Annotated in this window: 15 protein-coding genes; 6 read left to right on the top strand and 9 right to left on the bottom strand. The window is 67.4% G+C overall.

Annotated features, from left to right (window positions below):
• Window positions 1-14 precede the first annotated feature (14 nt).
• Genes EJP69_RS17030 through EJP69_RS17015 form a run of 4 tightly spaced genes read right to left on the bottom strand, consistent with a single transcriptional unit; the run spans window position 15 to window position 4,613 of the window.
• Window positions 15-452, bottom strand: a complete 438-nt coding sequence (locus tag EJP69_RS17030; protein ID WP_126471638.1) for a DcrB-related protein — start codon at window positions 450-452, stop codon at window positions 15-17.
• A gap of 31 nt (window positions 453-483) precedes the next feature.
• A complete protein-coding gene (locus EJP69_RS17025; protein ID WP_240652179.1) occupies window positions 484-948 on the bottom strand; it encodes a hypothetical protein in 465 nt (154 codons plus the stop codon).
• A complete protein-coding gene (locus EJP69_RS17020) occupies window positions 932-4,105 on the bottom strand; it encodes a type VI secretion system Vgr family protein (protein ID WP_126471636.1) in 3,174 nt (1,057 codons plus the stop codon). Before EJP69_RS17020 ends, EJP69_RS17025 begins: the two co-directional genes overlap by 17 nt.
• 25 nt (window positions 4,106-4,130) lie before the next feature.
• Window positions 4,131-4,613 carry an Hcp family type VI secretion system effector gene (locus EJP69_RS17015; protein WP_093197348.1) on the bottom strand — a complete coding sequence of 161 codons (483 nt, stop codon included), beginning with the start codon at window positions 4,611-4,613 and terminating at the stop codon, window positions 4,131-4,133.
• 340 nt (window positions 4,614-4,953) lie between these two features.
• Between EJP69_RS17015 and EJP69_RS17010 the strand changes: the two genes are divergently transcribed.
• The 3 genes from EJP69_RS17010 to EJP69_RS17000 all read left to right on the top strand — a co-directional run bounded on the left by EJP69_RS17010 (window position 4,954) and on the right by EJP69_RS17000 (window position 9,468).
• Window positions 4,954-5,376, top strand: a complete 423-nt coding sequence (locus EJP69_RS17010; RefSeq protein ID WP_338067634.1) for a tripartite tricarboxylate transporter TctB family protein — start codon at window positions 4,954-4,956, stop codon at window positions 5,374-5,376.
• 10 nt (window positions 5,377-5,386) lie between these two features.
• Complete coding sequence (locus tag EJP69_RS17005) at window positions 5,387-6,907, top strand: tripartite tricarboxylate transporter permease (RefSeq protein WP_093197342.1); 1,521 nt, start codon at window positions 5,387-5,389, stop codon at window positions 6,905-6,907.
• A gap of 425 nt (window positions 6,908-7,332) precedes the next feature.
• Complete coding sequence (locus tag EJP69_RS17000; RefSeq protein ID WP_206169342.1) at window positions 7,333-9,468, top strand: DNA/RNA non-specific endonuclease; 2,136 nt, start codon at window positions 7,333-7,335, stop codon at window positions 9,466-9,468.
• A gap of 22 nt (window positions 9,469-9,490) precedes the next feature.
• Here EJP69_RS17000 and EJP69_RS29635 read toward each other — a convergent pair whose 3' ends face one another.
• Together EJP69_RS29635 and EJP69_RS16990 are read right to left on the bottom strand one after the other, a co-directional pair.
• The gene (locus EJP69_RS29635) at window positions 9,491-9,859 is read right to left on the bottom strand and encodes a hypothetical protein (protein ID WP_206169341.1); all 369 of its coding nucleotides are present in this window, start codon (window positions 9,857-9,859) and stop codon (window positions 9,491-9,493) included.
• A 131-nt stretch (window positions 9,860-9,990) separates the two neighbouring features.
• On the bottom strand, window positions 9,991-11,340 hold the full coding sequence (locus EJP69_RS16990; RefSeq protein ID WP_093197337.1) for an MFS family transporter: 1,350 nt from the start codon (window positions 11,338-11,340) through the stop codon (window positions 9,991-9,993).
• A 484-nt stretch (window positions 11,341-11,824) separates the two neighbouring features.
• On the opposite strand from EJP69_RS16990, the gene EJP69_RS16985 reads away from it, so the two are divergent.
• Window positions 11,825-12,580 carry an SDR family oxidoreductase gene (locus EJP69_RS16985; protein WP_126471632.1) on the top strand — a complete coding sequence of 252 codons (756 nt, stop codon included), beginning with the start codon at window positions 11,825-11,827 and terminating at the stop codon, window positions 12,578-12,580.
• A 20-nt stretch (window positions 12,581-12,600) separates the two neighbouring features.
• On the opposite strand, the gene EJP69_RS16980 is transcribed toward EJP69_RS16985, so the two are convergent.
• From EJP69_RS16980 to EJP69_RS16970, 3 genes are all read right to left on the bottom strand, one after another.
• On the bottom strand, window positions 12,601-13,233 hold the full coding sequence (locus EJP69_RS16980; RefSeq protein ID WP_093197333.1) for a response regulator transcription factor: 633 nt from the start codon (window positions 13,231-13,233) through the stop codon (window positions 12,601-12,603).
• Window positions 13,230-15,410 carry an ATP-binding protein gene (locus EJP69_RS16975; RefSeq protein ID WP_126471630.1) on the bottom strand — a complete coding sequence of 727 codons (2,181 nt, stop codon included), beginning with the start codon at window positions 15,408-15,410 and terminating at the stop codon, window positions 13,230-13,232. The genes EJP69_RS16980 and EJP69_RS16975 overlap by 4 nt, the downstream gene beginning before the upstream one ends.
• 88 nt (window positions 15,411-15,498) lie before the next feature.
• On the bottom strand, window positions 15,499-19,047 hold the full coding sequence (locus EJP69_RS16970; RefSeq protein ID WP_126471628.1) for an indolepyruvate ferredoxin oxidoreductase family protein: 3,549 nt from the start codon (window positions 19,045-19,047) through the stop codon (window positions 15,499-15,501).
• 268 nt (window positions 19,048-19,315) lie between these two features.
• Here EJP69_RS16970 and EJP69_RS16965 point away from each other — a divergent pair, with 268 nt between their 5' ends.
• Together EJP69_RS16965 and EJP69_RS16960 are read left to right on the top strand one after the other, a co-directional pair.
• Window positions 19,316-20,203, top strand: a complete 888-nt coding sequence (locus EJP69_RS16965) for a LysR family transcriptional regulator (protein WP_126471626.1) — start codon at window positions 19,316-19,318, stop codon at window positions 20,201-20,203.
• A gap of 109 nt (window positions 20,204-20,312) precedes the next feature.
• Window positions 20,313-23,111 (top strand): ExeM/NucH family extracellular endonuclease, encoded by a 2,799-nt coding sequence (locus EJP69_RS16960; RefSeq protein WP_126471624.1) that lies wholly within the window; start codon window positions 20,313-20,315, stop codon window positions 23,109-23,111.
• Window positions 23,112-24,175: the final 1,064 nt, after the last annotated feature.

Genomic DNA, 24,175 nt, shown 5'->3' with positions numbered 1-24,175 from the left:
GTGGCCTGGCGGCGTCAGCCTCGCGGCTGGAAGCTCGCGAGTGCCCGCTGCCAGATCGCGATGCCCTCGGCGTCGAAGGGCAGGGGGCTGCTGGCCGTGAGGATCAGCACGTTCCGGCTCGAGGCCGACGGAAGGAACACGGCCTGCCGCTGGTGCAGCGCCTGCCCGTTCTGCCTGAACTGCGTGGCGAGCTCGATGCCGCGCAGGTCCAGCATCGGCGAGCCGATGGCGACTTCACCGCGCGACAGTTCCTTGAGCTGGCTCACCTGCCGCGTGAGGTCGTTCATCTGGCGCGTGACGAACTGCGGCAGGGTTTCCTGCGTTCGCAGCGCGTCGCGGCTCACGACGAGCGTGGTGCCCGAGCCGTCGGGCATCGCGAGGACGTTCATCGAGCGGTCGATGCGGCCGTCGTCGGGCACATCGAACTGGCCTTCCTGGATGTGATAGTTCATTTTTTTTCTCCCAGCCTTTCGGGCGTGCCGCCTATGAGGGGTCGAAGGCCACGTGGGCCAGGCAGTCGGGGTTGCGCTCCGTGAAACCGAACGACAGCCGGCCCCAGCCGAGCGTGGCGGTATGGGTGGTGGCCTCGTCGAGCGACCGGCCGCGCGGCACTCCGGTGATCTCCAGGTTCGCGTAGTGCTGGCGAACCTCGGCCATCGGTACGCAGCGCCCGCCCAGTTCGAGAACCAGGAAGCCCGGGTGCGGTCCTTCGCGCTTGATGCGAAGGTCGATGCGTGCGAGCTCGGTGCCATCCCCGAGGCGCACTGGCGTGCCCTCGAAGAAGCGGAACACGTCGCCGCCCTCCGCGTGCGTGTCGCTCAGGGTGGTGGAAAGCGTGCGGCCGACCTTCTGCGTGGAGAACGGCAGTTGCGCCGCCAGCGCTTCGACGGCCTGCCAGAGCGTCATGGCCGTGGCCTGCGGATTCACGGGTTCAGTGCTTGCCGCCATGGGTCTTGTCGTAGGAGTTGCCGTAGTACAGGGTGTATTGCTCGCCGGTGGTCGAGGTGTTGAGCGTGCCGTAGTAGCTGCCGGCCGCGGCTCGCGCGGCCTCCCGGGTACCGCCCTTGAGCATGACGTTGTAGGCATCGTTGAACGCGGCCACGTTCGTCGGGTTCGCTCCCTTGAGGATGTCGACCTTGGCCGCGCGCCAGACTTCGCGCTGCACCTGGATCTGGTTCAGCGCGGCCTCGCCCTCGGAGCTGAGCATGCTGTTGACGAAGGCGCTCTTCGAGGAAACATCGGGCTTGAACTTGTACGAGTAGACCGCGTGCCCGACCTCGTGCGACAGCGAGGCGGTGGTCCTGTAGGGGTCGCTCTTCTCGTTGCCGTCGATCACGATGCGCTTGACGCCGGAATTGGTGTTGGCATATGTGCCGCCGCCCGCGGCTCCATAGCCGATCTTCCATCCCTGGCCCTGCAGGAACTTGATCTGGTTCTGCAGCGTGGGCGATCGCGCCGAGATGGCATCGACGCCCTTGCCAAGACCGGTGGTCACGTAGCCAGGCGGCGCGGCGGCGGGTACGGCGCTCTCGGACGCGCCGGCCGACGTGGCCGCCGCCGCGGGCGCCACCGGCACAGCTTCCTCCACCACGGCTTCTTCGGCCTGGCTGCCGATGGGCGCTTCGCAATTCAGAAAAATCTTCCCGCCCCGCTGATCCAAGTTGTCCGTGAAGTTCACCAACCCCTTCACCCCGTTGATCTTCACCGTCCCATCCGCCAGCAGCACGATCGACGACTTGCCGCAGATCAACGAGATGCTGGTCTTGGCCGTGACGAACACGTCCTGCTCGGCCGCCTGGACGAGCACCGACTTCTGGCCGGTGAGGTTGGCGTTGGCCGTGGTCGAAGTCACCGAGGCGTCGGTCTTCGACACCAGGTTGATCGCACCGGCGCTGGCGTGCGAGACGATGTCGCCGTCCGACACCACGTTGACCTGCCCGCCCTCGCTCACCTGCGTGAGCATGCCCTTGGCGGCCAGCTGCGTGAGCTGGGCGCCGGTGGTCATGGTCATCGCCGAGGTGGAGCGCATCGACACGCTCTGTCCCGAACTCATGACGATGGGCCGGGGGCTGATCATCGTCTGGCCCTCGGGGCTCACGATGGAGACCACGGGCTTGTCGATCCTGCGCGAGAGGTCGAGCATCTGCTGCGCATCGGCCATGGCCGGGTCGGGGTCGTCCGAGACGCCGGCTTCGGGCGATCCGCCGGCGGCCAGCGCGGTGATGGCCTGCGAGATGCCGCCCACCGACTGCACGCCCTGCACCAGCCCCGACAGCAGCTGGTTCTTGCCCTGCGCCATCGCGCTCACGAGCGACTTGGTTGCCGCCACCGCCTGCCCCGCCGCCTGCATGAGCGCGCTGCTCTGCGCGAGCGTGGCACCCATGTGCTCGTGGCCGTCGGGGTTGTCGCGCGAGGTCTTCTGCGCGAAGTCCTGCGTGTAGGTGGTCAGCAGCAGGCCCTTGTCCGCGCGGATGGAACCCCACTCGTTGGTGCGCAGCTCGAAGCCGTAGCTGCGCTGCACGCCAGAGCCCTGGTTCATCAGGTAGCCCATGTGCAGGTGGGTGTTGCCGTGGTCGGTGGAGAGCTCGATGTGCTCGGTGCCTCGGCTGTCCTCGAATCGCAGCATGTGCTTGCCGCCGCCGCCCTTGCTCCAGTTGGTCTGGAAGCCGGTCTGGGTCTTGTGGCGCGGCAGCTCCCACGGCGGCATCTGCGCGGCGTTGTAGACGCAGCCGGTGACGATGGGGTGGTCGGGGTCGCCGTTGAGAAAGTCGACGATCACTTCCTGGCCGATGCGCGGGATGTGCATCGCGCCGTAGTTGTTGCCGGCCCAGGTCTGCGACACGCGTATCCAGCACGAGGAGTTCTCGTCGCGCCTGCCGTAGCGGTCCCAGTGGAACTGCACCTTGATGCGGCCGTACTCGTCGGTGTGGATCTCCTCGCCGGCGGGGCCCACCACCACGGCCGTTTGCGGCCCGGTGGTGCGCGGGCGCGGCGTGACGCGCGCGGTACGGTAGGGCGCGCTGTCGGGCAGCACCTCGAAGGCCTGGCGGTAGCTGGTGCTGCTGGTCGATTCGCGGTAGGCCGCGTCGGCGGCGCCCGCCACGCGCAGGGCGTTCTCCTGGAAGTCGTAGGTGACGGCCTCGATCAGGTAGCGCCGGTTGTCCTCGGCGCTCGGATGGCGCGCCAGCTCGAACAGGTAGCCGGGCGCCATGTGGCGCAGGTTGCCTTCGGCGCTGACGAGTTCGCGCCGCCCGGCAAGCTGCTCCAGCCGCAGCCGCGCGTAGTTCTCGCCGTCGCCCATCTCGGTGTAGCCGCCGGGCCAGTCGTAGATCTCGAAGCTGTCGTGGCTGTGGCCCGCGGGCTGGCGGCGCAGCGTGTCGATCTCGGCGTTGGGCTTCCTGAAGTCGTAGTCGTCGGCCGCGAAGTTGCCCGGGGCGATGTCCTCGGCGTGATGCCAGGTGTCGATGAAGTCCTGCTCCAGGATCTGCGCCGCCAGCACGCCCGCGTGGTAGGGCACCTTGGCCGGTCCGGCGGGCAGGTCGGCGTGCGAGTCGGGGCCGTCGCACAGCACCAGCTGGTGGCTGCCCTTGGCGTGCGAGAAGAAGTAGTAGATGCCTTCCTGCTCCATCAGCCGGCTGACGAAGTTGAAGTCGGTCTCGGCGTACTGCACGCAGTACTCCCAGGTGCGGTAGTTGCCGCCCAGCCTGGTGTCGATGGCGAAGCCGTAGGGCGCCAGCACCTCCTGCAGGATCTGCGGTGCCGTCTTGAACTGGAAGATCCTGAAGTCCGACCGGCGCGTGGCGTACCAGAGCCACGGGCGCAGCGTGGCCTCGTAGACGCACATGTCGCCGTCGTCCTTGCCGACGCAGGCGAAGCGCGCGACCTGGCCGCTGAGGAAGCGCAGGCCCGGCCCGCCCAGTTCGGTGGCGAGATTGATCTCGATGGTCATGTCCTCGCCGAGCAGTTGCTTCGGCGGGATGCCCTGCATGTCGCTCACGAGCCGCACGCGCGACTCGAACAGGGTGGAGATGCGCTCCTGTCCCGTCATCGAACGGAACTTGAGGCGCTCGCCCAGCGAGCTGTGGGCGATGAAACTGCGGGTCATCCTGACGCTCGGCCGACGGCGGGAATCAGGTCTCCTTGTTCTCCTTGATGTTCCAGGCCAGCACCGTCTCGGCGCCCTTGCCGCCCTTGTCGGTCTGTTCCCAGTACTGCTGCTTCACCTTGGCGGCCTGGAATGCGTACTGAACGAACACCGCGTCCGAGCCCTGCTCGGCCGTGTACTGCACCGAGGTCACCAGCACCTCTTCGAGCGTGACGCGGGTGTATTCGATCTGCGAGCCACCGGCCTTGCACACCGACACTTCCACCTTGCTCAGGTGTTTGCCGCTTGCGCAGTTCTTCAGCACCGACGGTGCCGCCTTGTCGATGCGCGCGAGCACCTGCAGGTCGTTGAAGCTGGCCTTGCCGACACCGCCGCCACCACCGCTGACCATGTTGCCGGGCTGCGTCGCGCCCCACGCGAAGGACTTGATGTCCGTCCACTCCTTGTGGTTCGAGTCCTTCGATTCACCGTTCGCGCCTTCGACGCGCATGAACATGTCTACTGCCATGATTGATCGCTCCCTGGGTTGTTGCGTATGCCCGGAAGTTAAGCAAATCAGGCCCTGGCTGCCAGTGCAGAAGGTCACTGAGAAAAAAGAGCTATATGGGAAGCCGTATGGCCGGCGTGGACGGATACCGCCGATCCGGCCGGTTCCTTCCCCCCCGGGTACCGGCGCCGCGCGCTGCCCGCCCAGGCGTTGGGTACGTAGTTCCCCTCACGCCGTCGTCAGACAGCGATCAGCTAGCCCCAAGAGCATCGCATCGTCCGGATTTCCATCCGGATGGAGACGGGACCGGGCGGATTCACCCGCGCCGGTGGCATTCAACTACCCAGTACATCGGGAACGTATGAGAAACAGAAATCTTGTCAGGGGACTATTCCTCATGGCAATCGCGCTGGCCTTCGGCCTCACGGCGCTTCGCTACCCCATCGGAGACCTGAGCCGCGCGGGGCCCGGGCTCTTTCCGGCCCTCGTGAGCGGCATGCTGCTGGTGATCGGCGTGGCGACGGTGATCCGGGCCTTCTTCGTCGCACAGGTGCCGCTGGTCTTCAACTTCAAGAACATCGGTCTCATCCTCGCGAGCCTTTGCGGGTTCGCATTGATCTCGCAGTACGTGAACATGATCGCGGGCATCGTCTTCATGGTGTTCTGCTCGTCGTTCGCAGGCAGCTCGCCCTCGTGGGTGCGCAGCATCAAGATCTCGGCAGGCCTGATCGTGATGGCTCTGGCCCTCCAGAAACTCCTCGGCCTGAACCTGCCGCTTTACTGAGGTCACGACGATGGAAGTCCTTAACAACCTGGCGTTCGGCTTTTCTCACGCCCTGACCTGGCAGAACCTGATGTTCTGCGCCATCGGCTGCACCGTGGGCACGCTGGTCGGGCTGCTGCCCGGCCTCGGCCCGCTGGCCACCATCAGCCTGCTGCTGCCGCTGACCTATTCGATTCCCACGACCGGCGCGCTCATCATGCTGGCCGGCATCTACTACGGCGCGCAGTACGGCGACAGCGTGAGCGCGATCACGATGAAGATCCCGCATGCCAGCAGCATCGTGGCCTGTATCGACGGGTACGCGATGACATTGAAGGGGCAGACGGGTCTGGCGCTGTTCACGGCGGGCTTCTCCAGCTTCATCGGCGGCACGGTCGCCATCCTGGTGCTGTCGTTCCTGGCGCCCGTGCTCGGCGAGGTGGCCTTCCTGTTCGGTCCCGCCGACTACGTCTCGATGATGCTGGTGGGCTTCGTGTGCGTGAGCTTCGTGACCACGGGCAGCCTGCTCAACGGCCTGGCCATGTGCATGATCGGCGTGCTGCTCGGAACCATCGGCACCGACGTGAACAGCGGCATGCAGCGCTTCACGCTGGACCTGCCTTTCCTGGTGGACGGCGTCGGCATCGTGAGCATTGCGCTGGGCTGCTTCGGCATTGCCGAGATCACGAAGAATCTCGACTCGCGCGAAGAGCGCTCGCCCTTCAACGGCAAGATCAACCTGATTCCCACCTGGGCGGAGTTCAAGCGGATCATTCCCAGCGCATTGCGCGGCAGCGTGGTCGGTTCATTCCTGGGCATCCTGCCCGGCGGCGGCCCGACGATCGCGCAGTTCGCGGCCTACGCGATCGACAAGAAGGTCAGCAAGTACAAGCACGAGATCGGCTCCGGCTGCATCGAGGGCGTGGCCGGACAGGCTGCAGCCGACGAAGCGGCAGCGCGCACCAGCTTCATTCCGCTGATGAGCATCGGCATCCCCGAGAACGCCGTGATGGCGCTGATGCTGGCCGCCTTCATCATCAAGGGCATCCAGCCCGGACCGAACATGATCGGCAGCCACCCCGAGCTGTTCTGGGGCCTGGTCGCCAGCATGTGGATCGGCAACGTCTTCCTGCTGGTGCTCAACGTGCCGCTGGTGCGCTACTGGCTTTCGGTGTTCAAGATCCCTTACAGCGTGCTGTTCCCGTCGATCCTGTTCTTCTGCTGCATCGGCACCTACAGCGTGAACAACAACCTGGAAGACGTCTTCATCACGGCCGCCTTCGGCTTCATGGGCTACATGTTCATGCGCCTGGAGCTGGACGCGGCGCCGCTGATGCTCGGCTTCATCCTCGGGCCGATGCTGGAGGAGAACTTCCGCCGCGCGATGCTGCTGAGCCGCGGCAGCTTCGGCACCTTCGTCTCCCGGCCCATCAGCGGCACGCTGCTGAGCCTGATCGCGGTCTTCGTCGTGTGGCAGGTCGTATCGTTCGTCCTCCAGGCGCGGAAGAAGACCGCTCCGGCGGTGCCCGTGGCACTCGAGCCGCAGGAGTAGCGCGAGAGCACGGCGGCGAACGCCCAAGCCAGCGGCGCTGTCGGCACCGCCCGGAAACCGGGTCGGCGCCGACAGCGCCTTTTTCTTTTCCGAACGGGGCGGGTTGCCAGGCGGGCTTCAGCCGGGGAGTCGCGCGAAGCGGGACGGCAGGTATCGTTTCACGGAACTCCCTCCTGAACTTCACTGCGAATTCACCCACGGCGCGCACACTGCGTCCCGACAGCGGTTCGGCGCTGGTAGAGGCCAGGGAGAAAAAATCCGCTCAGGGAACCGCCTCGATGCCGACCGCTGTCGCCTTTCTTCCCGCACCTCGCACGGCCCTGCACCAGGCCGGACTGTCATCCGGATGACGCCATCGGCCGCTTCAATGAACCGCAGTCGTGCGGTTCACGCCCAAGTCCCGCGCCTTCACAAGGAGGAACGCCGTGAACGAGGAAGCGATCGACGCCTTCAAGGCCAGCCTGCAGAGTACCGCCGCCGAGCGTGAACAGGTGAGGAAGCTGGTGGCCGAGGGCCGCTGGCGCGATGCAGAACCTGACGTCGAACGCTCGCGCGCCTATGCGACGCGCCATCGGACGCTCATGTCGTCCAGCGGCGCGGAGTCCATCACCGGCGCCACCGAGGATTTCCAGCGGGCCAGCTTCCTGTCGCAGGGAGCACGCAGCGCCAGGGCCGTGGGCTACGTCGAGGTCAACTACGGAACCAGGGCGGAGATCGGCACCGGCTTCATGGTCAGCCCGGCGCTCTTCATCACCAACCGCCACGTCATCCAGCACGAGTCCGCGGCGCGGGGCACGCAGGTGACCTTCTTCCGCGAGCTCGACGAGCGCGGCGTGCCGAAGCCCACGACCACCTTCCTGCTCGACCCCGACCGCTTCGCGCTGTTCTCGCCCGACGACCAGCTCGACTACGCCCTCGTGGCGCTGGGCCGAAGGCAGTCCGGCGAGGCCGAGGCCGGCGACCTGGGCTTCTGCGCGCTCTCGGACCAGCCGGACAAGCACGTGCTCGGGATGAACACCAACATCGTCCAGCACCCCTCGGGCTGGCCCAAGATGATCACGGTGCGCAACAACATCCTCACGGCGCGCACCGACCGCACGCTGCTGTACGAGACGGATACCGAGCAGGGCTCCTCGGGTTCGCCGGTGTTCAACGACGACTGGCAACTGGTCGCGCTCCATCACTGGGGCGAGCCCTTCATCGACCGGAATGCCCTTGGCGACAAGCCGCCGGTGAACGTGAACGAGGGCGTTCGCATCAGTGCCATCTATCGCGACCTCGCCAGTCGCCTGAGCGGGCTGCCGGCGCAGTGGCAGTCGCTGCTGCGCGATGCGCTTGCGCTCGGAGACCCCGGCAGCGCGGCCGCCGTGGGAAGCGACCGCAGGCTATCGCCGCCCCGGCCGTCGGCACGGGAGGCCAAGGAAGTCGAGATCACGAACCCAACCACGGAGCTTCACACCATGGACACCCCGAGCAGTGCATCGCCTTCCAGTTCCATCCGGCTGACCGTGCCCATCGAATTGACGATCAGCATCGGGCAGGCGGTGCAGGCGCAGCCTGTCGTCGTCGACGCCTCCCGGTCCTCGCTTGCTTCCACTTCACTGCAGCCGAAGGTGCTGGCCCGTGGCGCCGAGGCCGTGCAGGTCGACCAGGACTACGGCAACCGCAATGGCTACGACTCGGCGTTCGTTCCGGGGCTGGAACTGCCGCTGCCGCAGCCCTCGCCGGCTCTGGCGAAGCAGGTCGCCCCGCTGCGGGCGGAGGAGCCCGACGCCGCCGAGGGCGAGCTGAAGTACGAGCACTTCAGCCTGAAGCTGAACAAGTCGAAGCGCATCGCGCTCTTCACGGCAACCAACATCGACGGCGAGACCTATCTCGAAATCGACAGGAAGACCGGCCAGCCCAACGCGTCCGAAGGAGAGGTCTGGTTCAAGGACCCGCGCGTCAGCGCGAGCTTCGTGCTCGACCAGAGCTTCTACTCGGCATGGTCGACCTACTTCGACCGCGGCCACCTCACGCGGCGCACCGACCCGACCTGGGGTTCGGCGGAAGACGCCGCGCGCGCCAATGCCGACACCTTCCATTTCACGAACTGCTCGCCGCAGCATTTCAGGTTCAACCAGAGCGCGAGGTACTGGCAGGGGCTGGAGCGCTACGTGCTCGAGAACGGCACCCTCGCGGGCGACGTGCGACGCAGGCTGGCCGTCTTTCAGGGGCCGATCTTCGACGACAAGATCGACCTGTGGGCGGACGACGTGCAGATCCCCTCGTCGTTCTTCAAGGTCGTGGTCTGGCAGGGGCAGGCCGGCCCCAGGGCCGTGGGGCTGGTGGCCGATCAGTCGAAGCTGCTTTCCGAACCTCGGCGCAGCCTGGGTTCGCCACAGGCGCTGGCCTCGGTGGACGTGAACCAGTGGCGCGTGCCCATCGAGAAGATCGAGGCCCGGACGGGGCTCGATTTCGGCGAACTGGTCCGGCGGGCCGACACCATCGCCGACGACGGCCAGCCGCGCGTCGGCGAGGGGTTGGTGCTCGTCAGGAGCTTCGAGAGCATCCGGCTCTGAGCGATGCCCTGAGCGAGCAGTCTCAGCCGAACGTGGTCGAAGGAGCTTCCGGCTCGTAGCGCAGCACGGCGTCGTGGGTGGGAATGGGCTGCGTCAGGATCTGGGCCAGCCAGTGGTCGAGCGTGTTGCCCGGCGGCGGTGCGGGGCGCTGTTCGCGCGGGGGCTTCGCCATGGCGGTTGCATCGCGCGAGATCGGGCTCACCTCGTCGGGAAACCACCGGAAGATGTCGACACGGCTCCTGTAGCCGTCACCCGAGCGCACGAAGAGAAAGCCCTGTCGTGCGTTGCCTTCCGCATCCACCGGAACACCGGCCGCTCGAAGGGCCTTGACCCTGGCCTCCGTGTCGAGGTCGAACGGCAGCTTCAAGGTGATGGTTGCGTTGTGGACCATCCGTCTCGCCATGGCTTTACCCTCATGCTTTCTGGTGGATCGATCGATTCGAAAAAGCTTTCCCGGGATATCGCTTCGGGAGGTGGCAAGCCTCCCGGCGGGGCGATGGCGCCCCTGTCTGCCTGCCTGTCCTACTTGTCGTGGTGCAGATAGCTCGCCTGCTTCGGCAGCAGCAGGCTCACGGTGAACGCCACGACCATCATGGCCGTCACGTACCAGTAGAAGTACGACTCGTGCCCGATCGACTTCAGCCCCAGCGCCACGTACTCGGCGCTGCCGCCGAAGATCGCGTTGCCCACCGCGTAGGAGAGGCCGACGCCCAGCGCGCGGATCTCGGGCGGGAACATCTCGGCCTTCACGATGCCGCTGATCGAGGTGTAGAAGCTCACCACCGCCAGCGCCAGCGTGATCAGCAGGCCGGCCGCCAGCGGGCTGCCCACGTTCTGCAGGTTGCTCAGCACCGGCACCGTCATCAGCGCGCCCAGCGCGCCGAACAGCAGCATGTTGCTGCGGCGGCCGATGCGGTCCGACAGCGCGCCGAACACCGGCTGCATGCACATGTAGATGAACAGGCAGGCCGTCATCACGTTGCTGGCGGTCTTGATCGACATGCCGGCCGAGTTCACCAGGTACTTCTGCATGTACGTGGTGAAGGTGTAGAAGATCAGCGAGCCGCCGGCCGTGTAGCCCAGCACCACGAAGAAAGCGCGCTTGTGGTGGGTGAACAGCTCGCGCATCGTGCCAGCGCCCTTGGCGGCGCGGGTCTTGGTGCTGGCGGTTTCGGTCAGCGTGCGGCGCAGCAGCAGTGCGACCACGGCAGCCACGGCACCCAGCACGAAGGGAATGCGCCAGCCCCAGGCCTTGAGTTCGGCCTCGTCCAGCAGCTGCTGGAGCACCACCACCACGACCACCGCGAGCAGCTGGCCGCCGATCAGCGTGACGTACTGGAACGACGAGAAGAAGCCGCGCTGGCCGCGCATGGCCACTTCGCTCATGTAGGTGGCGGTGGTGCCGTACTCGCCGCCCACCGACAGGCCCTGCAGCAGCCGCGCGAGCAGCAGCAGCGCCGGAGCGGCCGCGCCGATCTGCGCGTAGGTGGGCAGGCAGGCGATGACCAGCGAGCCCACGCACATCATGACGACCGAGGTCACCATCGAGGTCTTGCGGCCCTTGCGGTCGGCGATGCGGCCGAACAGCCAGCCGCCGATCGGGCGCATCAGGAAGCCGGCGGCGAACACCCCGGCGGTGTTCAGCAGCTGGACGGTGGGGTCGGACTTGGGGAAGAACGCCGGCGCGAAATAGATGGCGCAGAAGGCGTAGACGTAGAAGTCGAACCACTCCACGAGGTTGCCGGACGAGGCGGCGAAGATGGCGAAGATGCGCTTGCGCTTTTCCTCGAAGGTATAGGGAGTGTTGCTGCTGGTGGCGGGTGCCGCGTCGGCGCTGGAAGCACCGGCGGCCGCGCTTGCGGTGGCGGTCATGAAAAGGGGTCCTTGTCTCTGGCTGGGGCCCGCCGCGTTAAGAAAAAAGTCACGCGGAGGCCGTTCGGCCGAGTCTGTCCGCCTCGGGTCGCGCTGTCGTCCGTAGCTGGGGGCGGGGCGTCTACGTATCGGTACGCAAGGGTAAATACCTAGAAAGACCTGGAGGGGCCGGCGGGCCTGGCATCGGGAGCGGGGGCTTGACGGTCGCAAGGCGCCTTGCCGACAATCCGCCCGCAGCCGCCGTCACCAGATGGCGCTTCCGTAGGCGTTACCGTCATCCAACGCGTCCTTCGTCGCGAGGGTCCCAGCAGGGAAATCTCGAAGCATCGAAAGGCGCCACGGTATGCCCCTATCCTCCTGCCTCGCGACCGCCCGATCGAGACGCCCATGCGCGCCGTCTTGCCGTGGCCGTTCGCGAGTCCGGCGTTCCAGGCCTGCCGCCGCCTTTCGAGTCATCCGACTCAACGAAAGAAAGGCAGCAACCATGAACACGACAGGCAACACCATTCTCGTCACCGGCGGCACCAGCGGCATCGGCCGCGCGCTTGCCGAAGCCCTGCTGGCGCGCGGCAACCGCGTCATCGTCACGGGGCGGCGACAGGCCCTGCTCGACCAGATCACCGCGAACCGTCCCGGCTTCTTCGGGATACCGCTCGACATCGACGACCCGGCAGCGCTGTCGCGCCTCGCCGACGAGGTTCGCGCGCGCTTTCCCGAGCTCAATGTGCTCGTCGCCAATGCGGGAATCTCGCAGGCGGAGGACATGACCGCCGACAGCTGGGACGCTTCCGGCGCCGAAGCGATAGTGCGGACCAACGTCCTGGGCGTGCTGCGCGTGACGGCGGCGCTGCTGCCGGTGCTGAAGCGGCAGCCGGGCGCCACGATCATCGCGACCAGCTCCAACCTCGCCTTCGTGCCGCGCGCCGACTTTCCGGCCTACTGCGCCAGCAAGGCGTTCCTGCACTCATGGCTCCAGTCGCTGCGCCATCAGCTGCGCAAGATTCCCGTCGAAGTCCTCGAGCTTGCGCCGCCTTACGTGCAGACGGAACTGACGGGCGCGGGGCAGGCGTCCGACCCGCGTGCCATGCCTGTCGACGCTTATGTCGCGGAGGTCATGCAGTTGCTGGAGCGCAGGGACCATCCCAGGGGCGAACTGCTTGTCGAACGCGATCGAGCCAGGCGATGGGCCGAGCGCGACGGTCGCTACGAGGCCACCTTCGATGCCATGAATCCGCGTTAGAGCGCTCGCGCCGGCGCTACCTACAGCGCATGCTCCCGCAGAAACCGATCCAGCTGATGGCTGTTCGCCAGCCCCAGCTTCGCGAACACATGCGCCCGGTGCGTTTCCACCGTGCGCTGTTCCAGCGGCGCGAGTTCCTGCGCGATCTGCTTGTTGGGCTTGCCCTCGGCCACGAGGCGGGCGATCTGCATCTCGCGCGGAGTGAGCTTGTCCCACAGGGCCTGCGCGGCCTGGCGGGCCTGGCGGCGGGCGGCGACTTCGCCGGCCTGCTGCAGGGCGCGGGCGATGGTGTCGAGCAGGCGTTCGTCGTTGCAGGGTTTCTCGAGCCAGCCGAAGGCGCCGTTCTGCACGGCTTCCACGGCCACGGGGATGTCTCCGTGGCCCGACAGGAAGATCACCACCAGCGGGCTCTCCTGCGTGCGCAGCGCGTCGAACACCTGCAGGCCGCTCATGCCGCCCAGGCGCAGGTCCAGGATCACGCAGCCGGCGCGCTGCAGGTCGGTGCCTTCGAGAAAAGCCTCGCCCGATGCGAAGGTCTGCACCGCGTACCCGCGCGACAGCAGCAACAGGCCCAGCGAGCGGCGCACGGCCTCGTCGTCGTCCACGATGCACAGGTTGTTGGCGGGAGCGCTCGCTGCGGTGATGGCGTTCATGGCGGAGAGATTTCCAGCTCGAGTGTGAAGACTGTGCCACCGCCGGGCCGGTCGGCAAAGTACAGGCTCCCCCGGTGCGCCTCGACGATGGTGCGGCAGATGTTGAGGCCCAGGCCCAGCCCGCCGGTCTTGGTGGTGAAGAAGGGCGAGAACACTTGGTCGGCCACGGCCGGGTCGATGCCCGGGCCGCGGTCGGCCACGCGGATGTGCATGCGGCCTCCCTCTAGCCCGGCCTCGACTTCCACGACCCGCTGCTCCGGCGGCACGGCCTGCATGGCGTGCAGGCTGTTCGACAGCAGGTTCAGCAGCACCTGCTCGAGCAGCACGCGGTCGCCGCGCACGTCGGGCAGCCCTTGCGGAATGCGCAGCTCGGCGCGCGCCTGGCGCATGCGGATCTCGCCCTGCAGCAGCGCGAGCGCGTTGCCGGCCAGCGCGGCGACCGCGCAGTCCTCGGTGCCGACGGTGCGCTGGCGCACGAAGCCGCGGATGCGCCGCACGATCTCAGCGCTGCGCCGGGCCTGCGTCATGGCTTCGTCGAGGCTGCTCACCAGCAGCTGCTGGTTGCCCTGCTCGGCAAAGGCCTTGGCGGCGCTCGCGAAGTTGCTCAGCGCCATCAGGGGCTGGTTCAGTTCGTGCGCCAGGGTGGATGCCATCTCGCCCAGGCTCGCGAGGCGCTGGGCGTGCTGCAGCTGCTCGTCGTTCTGGCGCTGCCGCAGCTCGGCGCGCTTCTGCTCGGTGATGTCCACCACCGAGCTCATCCAGCCGCTGTGCCTGCCGTCGGCATCGATCAGCGCGGCGGTGTAGACCATGGTGATGACCTCGTGCCCGTCGCGGTGCCGCAGGCGCGATTCGAAGCCCGAGCGCGCGGGCTGACCGCTCATCATGGCGTCGTACTGCCGCCAGTGCTGGGTCACGTCGTTCGGGTGCCAGTAGGGGTAGGGCGGCAGCTTGCCCAGCAGCTCGTCGGCGTCGTAGCCGGTCATCTCGCAGAAGGCCGGGTTGACGTAGATGATGCGGCCTTCCAGGTCGCGCGCGCGCATGCCCACCAGCAGCGAGTCTTCCATCGCCTTGCGGAAGGCATGGGCCTCGTCGAGTTCGTGGGTGCGTTCGCGCACGCGCAGCTCCAGGTCGCGCCGCGCGTCGCGCTGCTCGGCGAAGCGGCGTTCGCGCAGCTGCCAGTACAGGCCGGCGAGCAGCAGAACCACGGCCAGCAGCAGGCCCAGCATCCAGGCGCGCTCGCGCGCGACGTCCACGTCGGCGTGGTCGGCCATCACGGTCAGCGTCCAGCCGAGGTCGGGCAGGCGCTCGTCGACCGCGAGAAACTGGCGCGGCCGGCCGCCGACGCTGGCGCGCACCAGATAGCTGTGCGCGCCTTCCTCGTGTTCCACCTTCCACGGCACCGCCTGGAAGCTGGTGCGCGTGCCGTACTGCTGGTCGCGCCGCATGCCCTCGAGCTCGGCGGCTGCCAGGGGGCGCGTGGACTGGTACATCCACGACGGCACAGAGCTCAGGAACACGACGCCGCGCGCGTCGGTCAGCAGGATGGGGTCGCGCACGAAGGTCCATGTCTCCTGCACCTGGCGCAGACTCACCTTGACCGTCAACACGCCGCGCACCTCGCCGTCCGTGCCGCGCACCGGCGAGGAGATGAAGAGCCCGGGCTCGCCCGTCGTCTGGCCCACGCCGTAGAAGAGGCCGTTGCGTCCCGCGCGTGCGTCGATGAAGTAGGGCCGGTTGGCGTAGGACTGGCCGACGAAGCTCTGCGGCGTCGCCCAGTTGCTGGCCGCCAGCGTGAGGCCCTGCATGTCGATCAGGTAGAGCGCGTCGGAGCCGGCGCGGCGGTTCACCCCTTCGATGTAGAGGTTGGCGCGCTGCTTCGCGGCCGGGTCGCCCGGATGGTCCAGCGCGGCCAGCACGAGCGGATGCAGGCCGGTGGTGAAGGGCAGGTAGTTGTACTTGCCGGCGGCATCGCGCAGGCCGAGCACGTGCACTTCCATGGCGCGCCGGATCGAATCGGCCTGGAAGTTCGCCTCGCGGCGCGCAGCCCACTGGCCGGCCAGGCCGATCAGCAGCAGGGCCAGCAAGCACGCTGCCGTCCAGGCGACCACGTTGCGGCGCCGGCGGCGCGGGCTGGCGGCCGGGGAGGGCGTTGGCGTTTCGGGAGTGGTGGGCGGCATGGGGGAACAGGGCCGACCGGCGCGGCGGACGGATTTTGCCCTGATCCTCCCGGCAGGGCCCTTGCCGCTCGCCCTCTGCCCGGTTCGCTCAGGCCGCGACCGGCTGCGGCTGCCTCGGCGCAGGTTGCGCCGGGGTCGCGTCCAGTTGCCTTGCCAGCGCCTCCCAACGCACCCGTGTCGACACCACGCTTTCCTGCTTCACGTGCCCGAAGCCGCGGATCTGCTCGGGCAGCCGCGCCAGCGAGAGCGCCGTGTCGAAGTCGATGGTGTCGAAGCGAGCGAGCAGGCCCTCGACCATCGCGCGGTAGTCCTCGACAAGCTGCCGCTCCATGCGCCGCTCGGCGGTGCGCCCGAACACATCGAAAGCCGTGCCGCGCAGGCCGCGCAATCCGGCGAGCACGCGGAACGCGCCCATCATCCACGGCCCGAAGCTGGTCTTCACCGCACGCCCCTCGGCGTCGCGGCGACCCAGCACCGGCGGCGCGAGATGGAAGCGCAACACCGGCTTGCCCTCGAACTGCTCGCCGAGCTTTTCCATGAAGCGCTTGTCGGTGTACAGCCGCGCAACCTCGTACTCGTCCTTGTAGGCCATGAGCTTGAAGAGGCCCGACGCGACCGCCTTCGCCAGCACATTGCTGCCGCGCTCGCGCTGTTCGACTTCGCGCACGCGCTCCACCAGCTCCGCATAGCGCTGCGCGTAAGCGGCGTTCTGGTACGAGACGAGGAACTCGGTGCGGCTCTTCACCAGCGCCTCGAAGCTCTGCGGCCGCTGCAGAGCGACCACCTTCTGCGGCGAGGCTTCGCGCGTCACCGCTGCGAGGTCGAGCGCCGCCTTGCGGCCCCAGCGGAAGGCCGACTGGTTCGCCTTCACCGCCACGCCGTTGATCTCGATGGCCTTGTCCAGCGCCTCGGCCGACAGCGGCACATAGCCCTTCTGGAAGGCGAAGCCCAGCAGGAACAGGTTGGCCGCGATGGCGTCGCCCATGAGCCGGGTGGCCAACTGCGTCGCATCGACGAAGTCGGCGCGGCCTTCCACCGATTCCTCGATCAGCGCGCGCACCTGCGCGGCCGGAAACTGCCAGTCGGGCTGCTGCGCGAAATGCCCCGTGGGCTGCTCGAAGGTGTTGACCAGCGCGTAGGTGCGGCCCGGCCGCATCCGCGCGATGGCGTCGGGCGCGCCGGCCGTCAGCATGTCGCAGCCCAGAATCAGGTCGGCCTCGCCGGTGGGAATGCGCTGCGCCTTCAGCTGGGCTGCATCGCGCGCGATGCGCACGTGCGAGGTCACCGAGCCGTTCTTCTGCGACATGCCCGTCATGTCGAGCACGCTCACGCCCTTGCCTTCGAGGTGCGCCGCCATGCCGATCAGCGCGCCGATGGTGATGACGCCCGTGCCGCCGATGCCGGTGATGAGGATGTTGTGCATGCCTTCGAGCGCGAGCTGCCTCGGCTCGGGCAGCGGCGCCTCTTCGGCCGCGGCCTTCGCGGCGACCGGCGCTTGCTTGCGCGGCTTGACGCCTTCCACCGTCACGAAGCTGGGGCAGAAGCCCTTGATGCACGACTCGTCGGCGTTGCAGGCGCTCTGGTCCACGGCGCGCTTCAGGCCGAGTTCTGTCTGCTTCGGCAGCAGCGCGGTGCAGTTCGACTGCTCGCCGCAGTCGCCGCAGCCCTCGCACACCGCGTCGTTGATGAACACGCGCCGCGCGGCCTGCGGAAACTCACCCTTCTTGCGGCGACGGCGCTTCTCGGCGGCGCACACCTGGTCGTAGATCAGCACCGAGACGCCCTCGAACTCGCGCAGCTCGCGCTGCACGGCGTCCATGCTGTCGCGGTGGTGCACGGTGAGCACGAAGCCCTCGCGCTCCGGCGGCAGCACGCTGCGGTCGGCCCAGCGCGTCGGGTCTTCGGCCACCAGCGCGAGGCGCTTCACACCCTCGGCGGCCATCTGGTGCGCGATGCGCGGCACGGTGATGGGGCCGTCCACCGGCTGCCCGCCGGTCATGGCGACCGCGTCGTTGTAGAGGATCTTGTAGGTGATGTTCACGCCCGCCGCCACTGCGGCGCGGATGGCGAGCGAGCCCGAGTGGTAGTAGGTGCCGTCGCCCAGGTTCGCGAACACGTGCCTGCGCTTGGAGAACCAGGCCTGCCCCAGCCACGGCGCGCCTTCGCCGCCCATGTGCGTGGTCGTGCGGTTGTGCTCGGGGTAGATGGCGGTGGCCATCACGTGGCAGCCGATGCCCGCGAGCGCGAGGCTGCCTTCGGGCACCTTGGTCGATGTGTTGTGCGGGCAGCCCGAGCAGTACCAGGCCGGGCGCGAGGGCGTGGCGACTGCCTTGCCGAGCACCACGTCCTTCGCGTCGAGGATGGCGAGCCGCATGCGGATGCGGTCGCTGGTGTGAAAGCGCGCCACGCGCCCCGCGATGACGCGCGCGATCTGCGCCACCGAGAAGTCGGCCGTGGCCGGCAGCAGCCACTTTCCGCGCGGATGCGCGCCCCATTCACCTTGTTCGTCGAACTTGCCGATCACGCGCGGGCGCACGTCCTCGCGCCAGTTGTAGAGATGCTCCTTGAGCTGGTACTCGACGATCTGGCGCTTCTCTTCCACGACCAGGATCTCTTCGAGCCCGTCGGCGAACTCGCGGATCGAATCGGGTTCCAGCGGCCAGGGCATCGACACCTTGAAGAGCCGGATGCCGATGCGGGCGGCCTCGTCGGCGTCGATGCCCAGTTCTTCCAGCGCCTCCAGCACGTCGCGGTACGACTTGCCCGAGGCCACGATGCCAAGGCGCGCTTTTGGCGAATCGATGGTCACGCGGTTCAGCTTGTTCTCGCGCGCATAGGCAATGGCCGCGTAGATCTTGTAGTCCTGCATCAGCGCTTCCTGCTTGCGCGCCTGCACGCCGAGCGTGTCGGTCGACAGGCGCGCGTGCACGCCGCCGGGCGGGAACACGAAGTCCGAGGGCAGCCGCGTGTGCACGTCGAGCGCGTCGGCCGGGATGGAGCCCGAAGACTCCACCGTGTCCGCCAGCGCCTTGAAGCCCACCGGCAGGCCCGCGAAGCGCGACATCGCGAAGCCGTGCAGGCCGAGCTCGATGTACTCCTCCACGCTCTGCGGATAGAGCATCGGGATCATCGACGCGGCGAACAGGTGATCGCTCTGGTTGGGCAGCGTCGACGAAGACGCGCCATGGTCGTCACCCGCCACCAGCAGAACGCCGCCGTTGGGCGAGGTGCCCGCGTGGCTCATGTGCTTGAACACGTCGCCGCAGCGGTCCACGCCCGGCGCCTTGCCGTACCACATGGCGAAGACGCCATCGACGGCGGACTCGCCCGTCAGGTGCACCTGCTGCGTGCCCCAGACGGCGGTGGCGGCCAGTTCCTCGTTCACGCCGGGCAGGAACTTCACGGCGTTGGCTTCGAGCTGCGGCTGCGCCTTCCACAGCGCTTCGTCGAGGCCGCCGAGCGGCGAGCCGCGGTAGCCCGAGACGAAGCCCGCGGTGTTCAGCCCGGCCTTCTGGTCGCGCCACTTCTGCACGAGCATGAGGCGCACCAGCGCCTGGATGCCGCTGAGGTAGATCCGGCCTTCGGTGGCCGTGTATTTGTCGTCCAGCGCAACGCTGGCCAGTTCGTGGGATGCCATGACAGGAAAAGACTCCGGGTAGGACTCGTTGGAATGCGGGCATGGCCCCGGTAGAGGGCCGGCTCGCCGGACGCCCCGGCGGGGTAGACGCCGGAACAGCAACGATTCTTCCGCTTCGCCCGCGGAAAGTGCTTCTTCGTTTGGGCAAAGTGCAGCGCATTCCGGAAGATCTGTCTCTTGCGGGCGCGATCTGCCGAAAGTATTTCGGCGGAGGCCGTGGCCCCTGCTGGCCCGACAATGTCGGCCTCGCAGACCGACCCCGAACCCCATGAGACCCGACCTCGATTCGCTGGCGCTTTTCCTGCGCGCCATTGAGCACGGCAGCCTGTCGAAGGCCGCGGCCGAGAGCCACATGGTGCTGTCGGCCGCCAGCCGCCGGCTGGCCATCCTCGAAGAGCACCTGGGCGTGGCGCTGCTCAACCGCACATCGAAGGGCGTGACGCCCACCGGCGCGGGCGAATCGCTGGCCATGCATGCGCGGCAGATACTGCGCGACGTCGACCGCATGCGCGCCGACCTCTCGGACTACGCGCAGGGCGCCACAGGCCGTGTGCGGCTGCATGCCAACGCGTCGGCCATGGGCCAGTTCCTGCCCGACGACGTGGCGAGCTTCCGCCAGCGCTATCCCGAGATCCGCGTGAGCGTGGAGGAGCACCGCAGCGTCTACATCGTGCAGGCCATTCGCGACCGGCAGGCCGACGTGGGCGTCATCACCAGCGAGGCGGCAGACCCGGCGCTGCACTTCATTCCGTACCGCACCGACAGGCTGGTGGCCATCGTGCGGCAGAAGCATCCGTGGCGCGGCCGCGAGGTGTCGTTCGAGGAACTGCTCGACTACGACTTCGTCGGCCTGGAGGACGACTCCGCCATCTCCCGCACCATGGAAGACGCCGCGATGAGCGCGCGCAAGGTGCTGCGCCTGCGCGTGCGGGTGAAGAGCTTCGAGGCCGTGTGCCGGATGATCGAAGCGGGCATGGGCGTCGGCATCCTGCCCGAAGGCGCCGCGGTGACCTATCGCAAGGAGATGAAGCTGCGCTTCATCAACCTCACCGATGCGTGGGCCTCGCGCCGCATGTACCTGTGCACGCGGCAGGAGGCGTTGAGCTTTCCGCAGCGGCGGCTGGTCGACCATCTGCTGGCGCGCGGCATGAGCTAGCGGCTGCGCTATCACCCAGGCGTGCCTGGGGTGTCTCGGGGGTTACACACAAGAACCATAAAAACGGCCGCGGTTCGCTTGCCGGCCCCCACAACAAGAGAGACCCCAAATGACACACCGAGGACGAGGATCGAGGCCCGCGTGGCCGTTCAAGACATTGGCGCTGACACTGGCCATCTTGCTGACCGCTTGCGGCGGCGGTGGTGGCGGCAACGCTTTCTTTCCACTGACTCCCCCGTCCTCGGGCGGCACGCCGCCAGCGGCGCAGCCTGAAGACCCCGCGCCAGTCACGCCTCCGCCCACATGCGCCGCGGCCATTCCGGCCGGCGCGCCGCTCGCGGCCATCTCTTCCGTGCAGGGCACGGGCAACATCAGCCCCATGGCCTCGCAGGCCGTGACCGTGCGCGGCGTGGTCGTCGGCGACTTCCAGAACACCGGCACCACCTCGGTGAAGCTGAATGGGTTCTTCGTACAGCAGCTCGTGCCCGATGCCGACCCGCTGACCTCGGAAGGTGTCTTCGTCTATGCGCCGAACAACGCCACCCGCGTGGCGGTCGGCGATTACGTGCAGGTCACTGGCGTGGTGGCCGAGTTCGGCCAGACTGCCGGTGTGGGGGCCAAGCCTGACAGCATCACGCAGATTGCCGGCACGACCCCGACCCCGCTCGCCATCAGCGTCTGCGGCAGCGGCGTGGTCGTCAAACCCACGCAGATCACACTGCCGGTCGCCGACGAGTCCACGCTGGAGCGCTACGAAGGCATGCTCGTCGAGATCGCACAGCCCCTGGCCGTGACCGAACTTTTCGAGCTGGGCCGCTACGGCCAGATGGTGCTGTCGCTCAACGGGCGTCAGTTCAACCCCACCAACGGCAACGCGACGGCGACGCATGCGCAGAACCTGCTCTCGCGCATCGTGCTGGACGACGGCGCTTCGGTGTCCAACCCGAACCCCATTCCCTACCTGAGCGCAGCCGGCACCGACGGCACTCGGCGCATGGGCGACACGACGCAAAAGGTCACGGGCATCCTGAGCCACAACTTCGGCGCCTATCGCATCCAGCCGACGGTGGCACCGGTGTTCGCGCAGGCCAATCCCCGCCAGCCCACCGCACCGGTGGTCGGTGGCTCGCTCAAGGTGGCCAGCCTCAACGTGCTCAACTACTTCACCACCTTCGTGGACGGCACGAACTCCGCAGGGCAGACCGGCCAGGTCTGCCTGCTCGGCACAGGAGTCGCAACGGACTGCCGCGGCGCCAACAACCTGAACGAGTTCAAGCGGCAGCAAGCCAAGATCGTCGCCGCCATCGCTGGGCTCGACGCCGACGTGATCGGCCTGATGGAGATCCAGAACACCGACGTGGCAACGAACGACCTGCTGGCCGCCCTCAACGCCAAGCTCGGGCCGAATACTTACGCGGCAGTCAACAGCGGCGTGTTCGGCACGGATGCGATCAAGGTCGACATCCTCTACAAGCCCGCGAAGGTCCAGCGCGTCGGCAACGTCGTGCTGCCGACCGGCACCGACCTGACGGACTACACCGCCGCAAGCGGCCGGCCGCCGCTGGCCCAGCGCTTCAGCGCGGTGGGCAACAACGGTGGCTTCTGGTTCGTGGTCAACCACTTCAAGAGCAAGGGCAGCTGCCCCACCACGGGCGACACCGATCAGGGCCAGGGCTGCTGGAACCTGGCGCGCACCCAGCAAGCCACTGCGCTCAACAGCTTCGTGAGCAAGCTCAAGGCGATGGGCACGACTGGCGAGAACGACGTGCTGATGATGGGCGACTTCAACAGCTATCTGCTGGAAGACCCGACGAAGGTGCTGGAAGGCGCGGCCAATGAGAGCCTGCTCAAGCGCATGCCCGCCGGCGACCGCTACACCTACGTGTTCGGCGGCGAAACCGGCGCGCTCGATCACGCCTATGCCTCGGCCTCCCTGGCTTCGCAGGTCAACGGCGTGAGCGTGTGGCACATCAACTCCGACGAGCCGACCGCGCTGGACTACAACACCGACTTCACGACTGATGACCGCTACGCGCCCACGCCGTTCCGCGCGTCGGACCACGATCCGGTGCTCGTGGGGCTGAACCTCGCGGCCGACACCGTGGTGGTGGAGCCCATCGTCAGCGCCTCGATTCCGGCCTCGGCGAAGACCGGCGAGACCTACAGCGTGGACATCACGGAAGCCATTCCTGGCGGGGCCAACACGATGACCTCGCTCGTGGTCGACTGGGGCGACGGCAGTCCTACCACCACGGCAACCGGTACTGGCGCGGTGACGCACACCTACGCGGCAGCGGGCACCTTCAGCGTGACGGTCACGCTGACCAACTCCGCCGGCCAGACCGCGACGAAGACGGGCAATGTGAATGTCACCACCACGGTCGTGGTGCTGCCGCCCGGCCCGCCGGACCTTTTCTTCAGCGAGTATGTGGAAGGCTCGTCGAACAACAAGGCGATCGAGCTCTACAACCCGACCGCCTCGGCGATCGACCTGAGCCTCTATGCCGTCAAGCTGTACTCGAACGGAGTGACTGCGCCGACGAGCACGCAGGCGCTGAGCGGCTCCCTGCCGCCTGGCGGCACGATCGTGTTGGCGCACGCCAGCGCCACGGCTGCCTTCAAACCGGCCGGCACTCAGGACAGCGGCGTCGCCAACTTCAACGGCGACGACGCCCTGACGCTGGAGAAGTCGGGCACGGTCATTGACCGCATCGGCCAGGTCGGGTTCGACCCCGGAACCGAGTGGAAGAGCGCCAACGGCGCAAGCACGCTGAACCAGACGCTGCGCCGCAAGCCCACGATCAAATCGGGTGATCCCAACCCGGGCATCGCTTTCGATACGGCGACGCAATGGGACAGCTTCTCCATCGACACCTCGGCGGGCCTGGGCTCGCACACGGTTAACTGAACCCGGCCAGTGGGCGCCCGAATGCGGGCGCCCTGAGAGTCTTCTAGCGTGGTGCGCTTGCTCAGCGCAACGCTTCGACGCCGCCCTTGGCGAGCACCTCTGCGAACACGTAAGGCTTGACGCCGGCGCGCTCGGCACATGTCGGTGCGTGGGGTTCGGGGTCATTCAGGGCGACGCTCAGGCCGACGGGGTACCTTGCTCCGCGAATGTCCTCCGCCCTTCGGGCTCCCCCTTTATTTCGCTGCGCAAGGCACCCCATCGGCGTGAGCGTTTTGGAGCCGCTGTGGGCTGATATGGCTCGGGGCTCGCGAGGTCTGCGCGCGGCGTGTTGCGGAAGCTGCATTAGTTCGCGGTCTTCGCGACTTCGTGCTGTGGCAGCGGTTGCTTCGCCGGCTTCTTCTCTAGAGTGAATGCCCCTGTCACTCGATACCCTACCAAGGGGAGCAGAAAGGCGCCACCCACCCAACTCAACCCGATGTTCGAAGGCTGCTTGCCTCGCGGCAGGTCGTCGGTGCGAAAGCAGCGATGCAGATGCGAGGTATCAAAAGGCGACGGCCGGGATGTAGCGAGCACCCCAGCCGTCTAACCAAGTTCGTGCACTACCCTCTAAAGGACAGCACAAAAATGGCTACCAAGACTATAGCCCGGCCAACTACGCTGGTAGCTTCCGAAGACAACGCCCAAGACCCGGCGGATCTTCTTGAAAACACCCTGTCTCAACTCGAAGCTCTCCTGTGGGTCTGCCACGGGCAAGACGTCGACTGGTGCAGCGGGGATGGGCCTCGACGATTGGACAACCTGCTTTGGCTTGCGGCTGAGCTTGCTCGCAAGGCTGGTGAGCTGTTTCAGATGAGTGAGAAGGCGCGGCGTGAGGCGCCTGAGGCTGGCGGGTAGGGGCTTGTCTGCGGGCCGCGAGATCGCCGCCTGCCTGGGAACAAGCCCTTTTGTGCGAAGAGGCTCAGGTCTCCCTGATGGCGGTAGTTCGATTCTGTTGAGAGAGCCAGCCTCGGCGTCGGCCGTGCGCTGCGGCGACAGGCAACGCGCTCATCTGCTTTGCAATGGTT

The organism is Variovorax gossypii (genome assembly GCF_003965815.1).
Classification (GTDB): Bacteria; Pseudomonadota; Gammaproteobacteria; order Burkholderiales; family Burkholderiaceae_C; genus Variovorax; species Variovorax gossypii.
The sequence above is the reverse complement of the archived record's forward strand: the minus strand, read 5'-3'. Positions and strand labels throughout refer to the sequence as shown.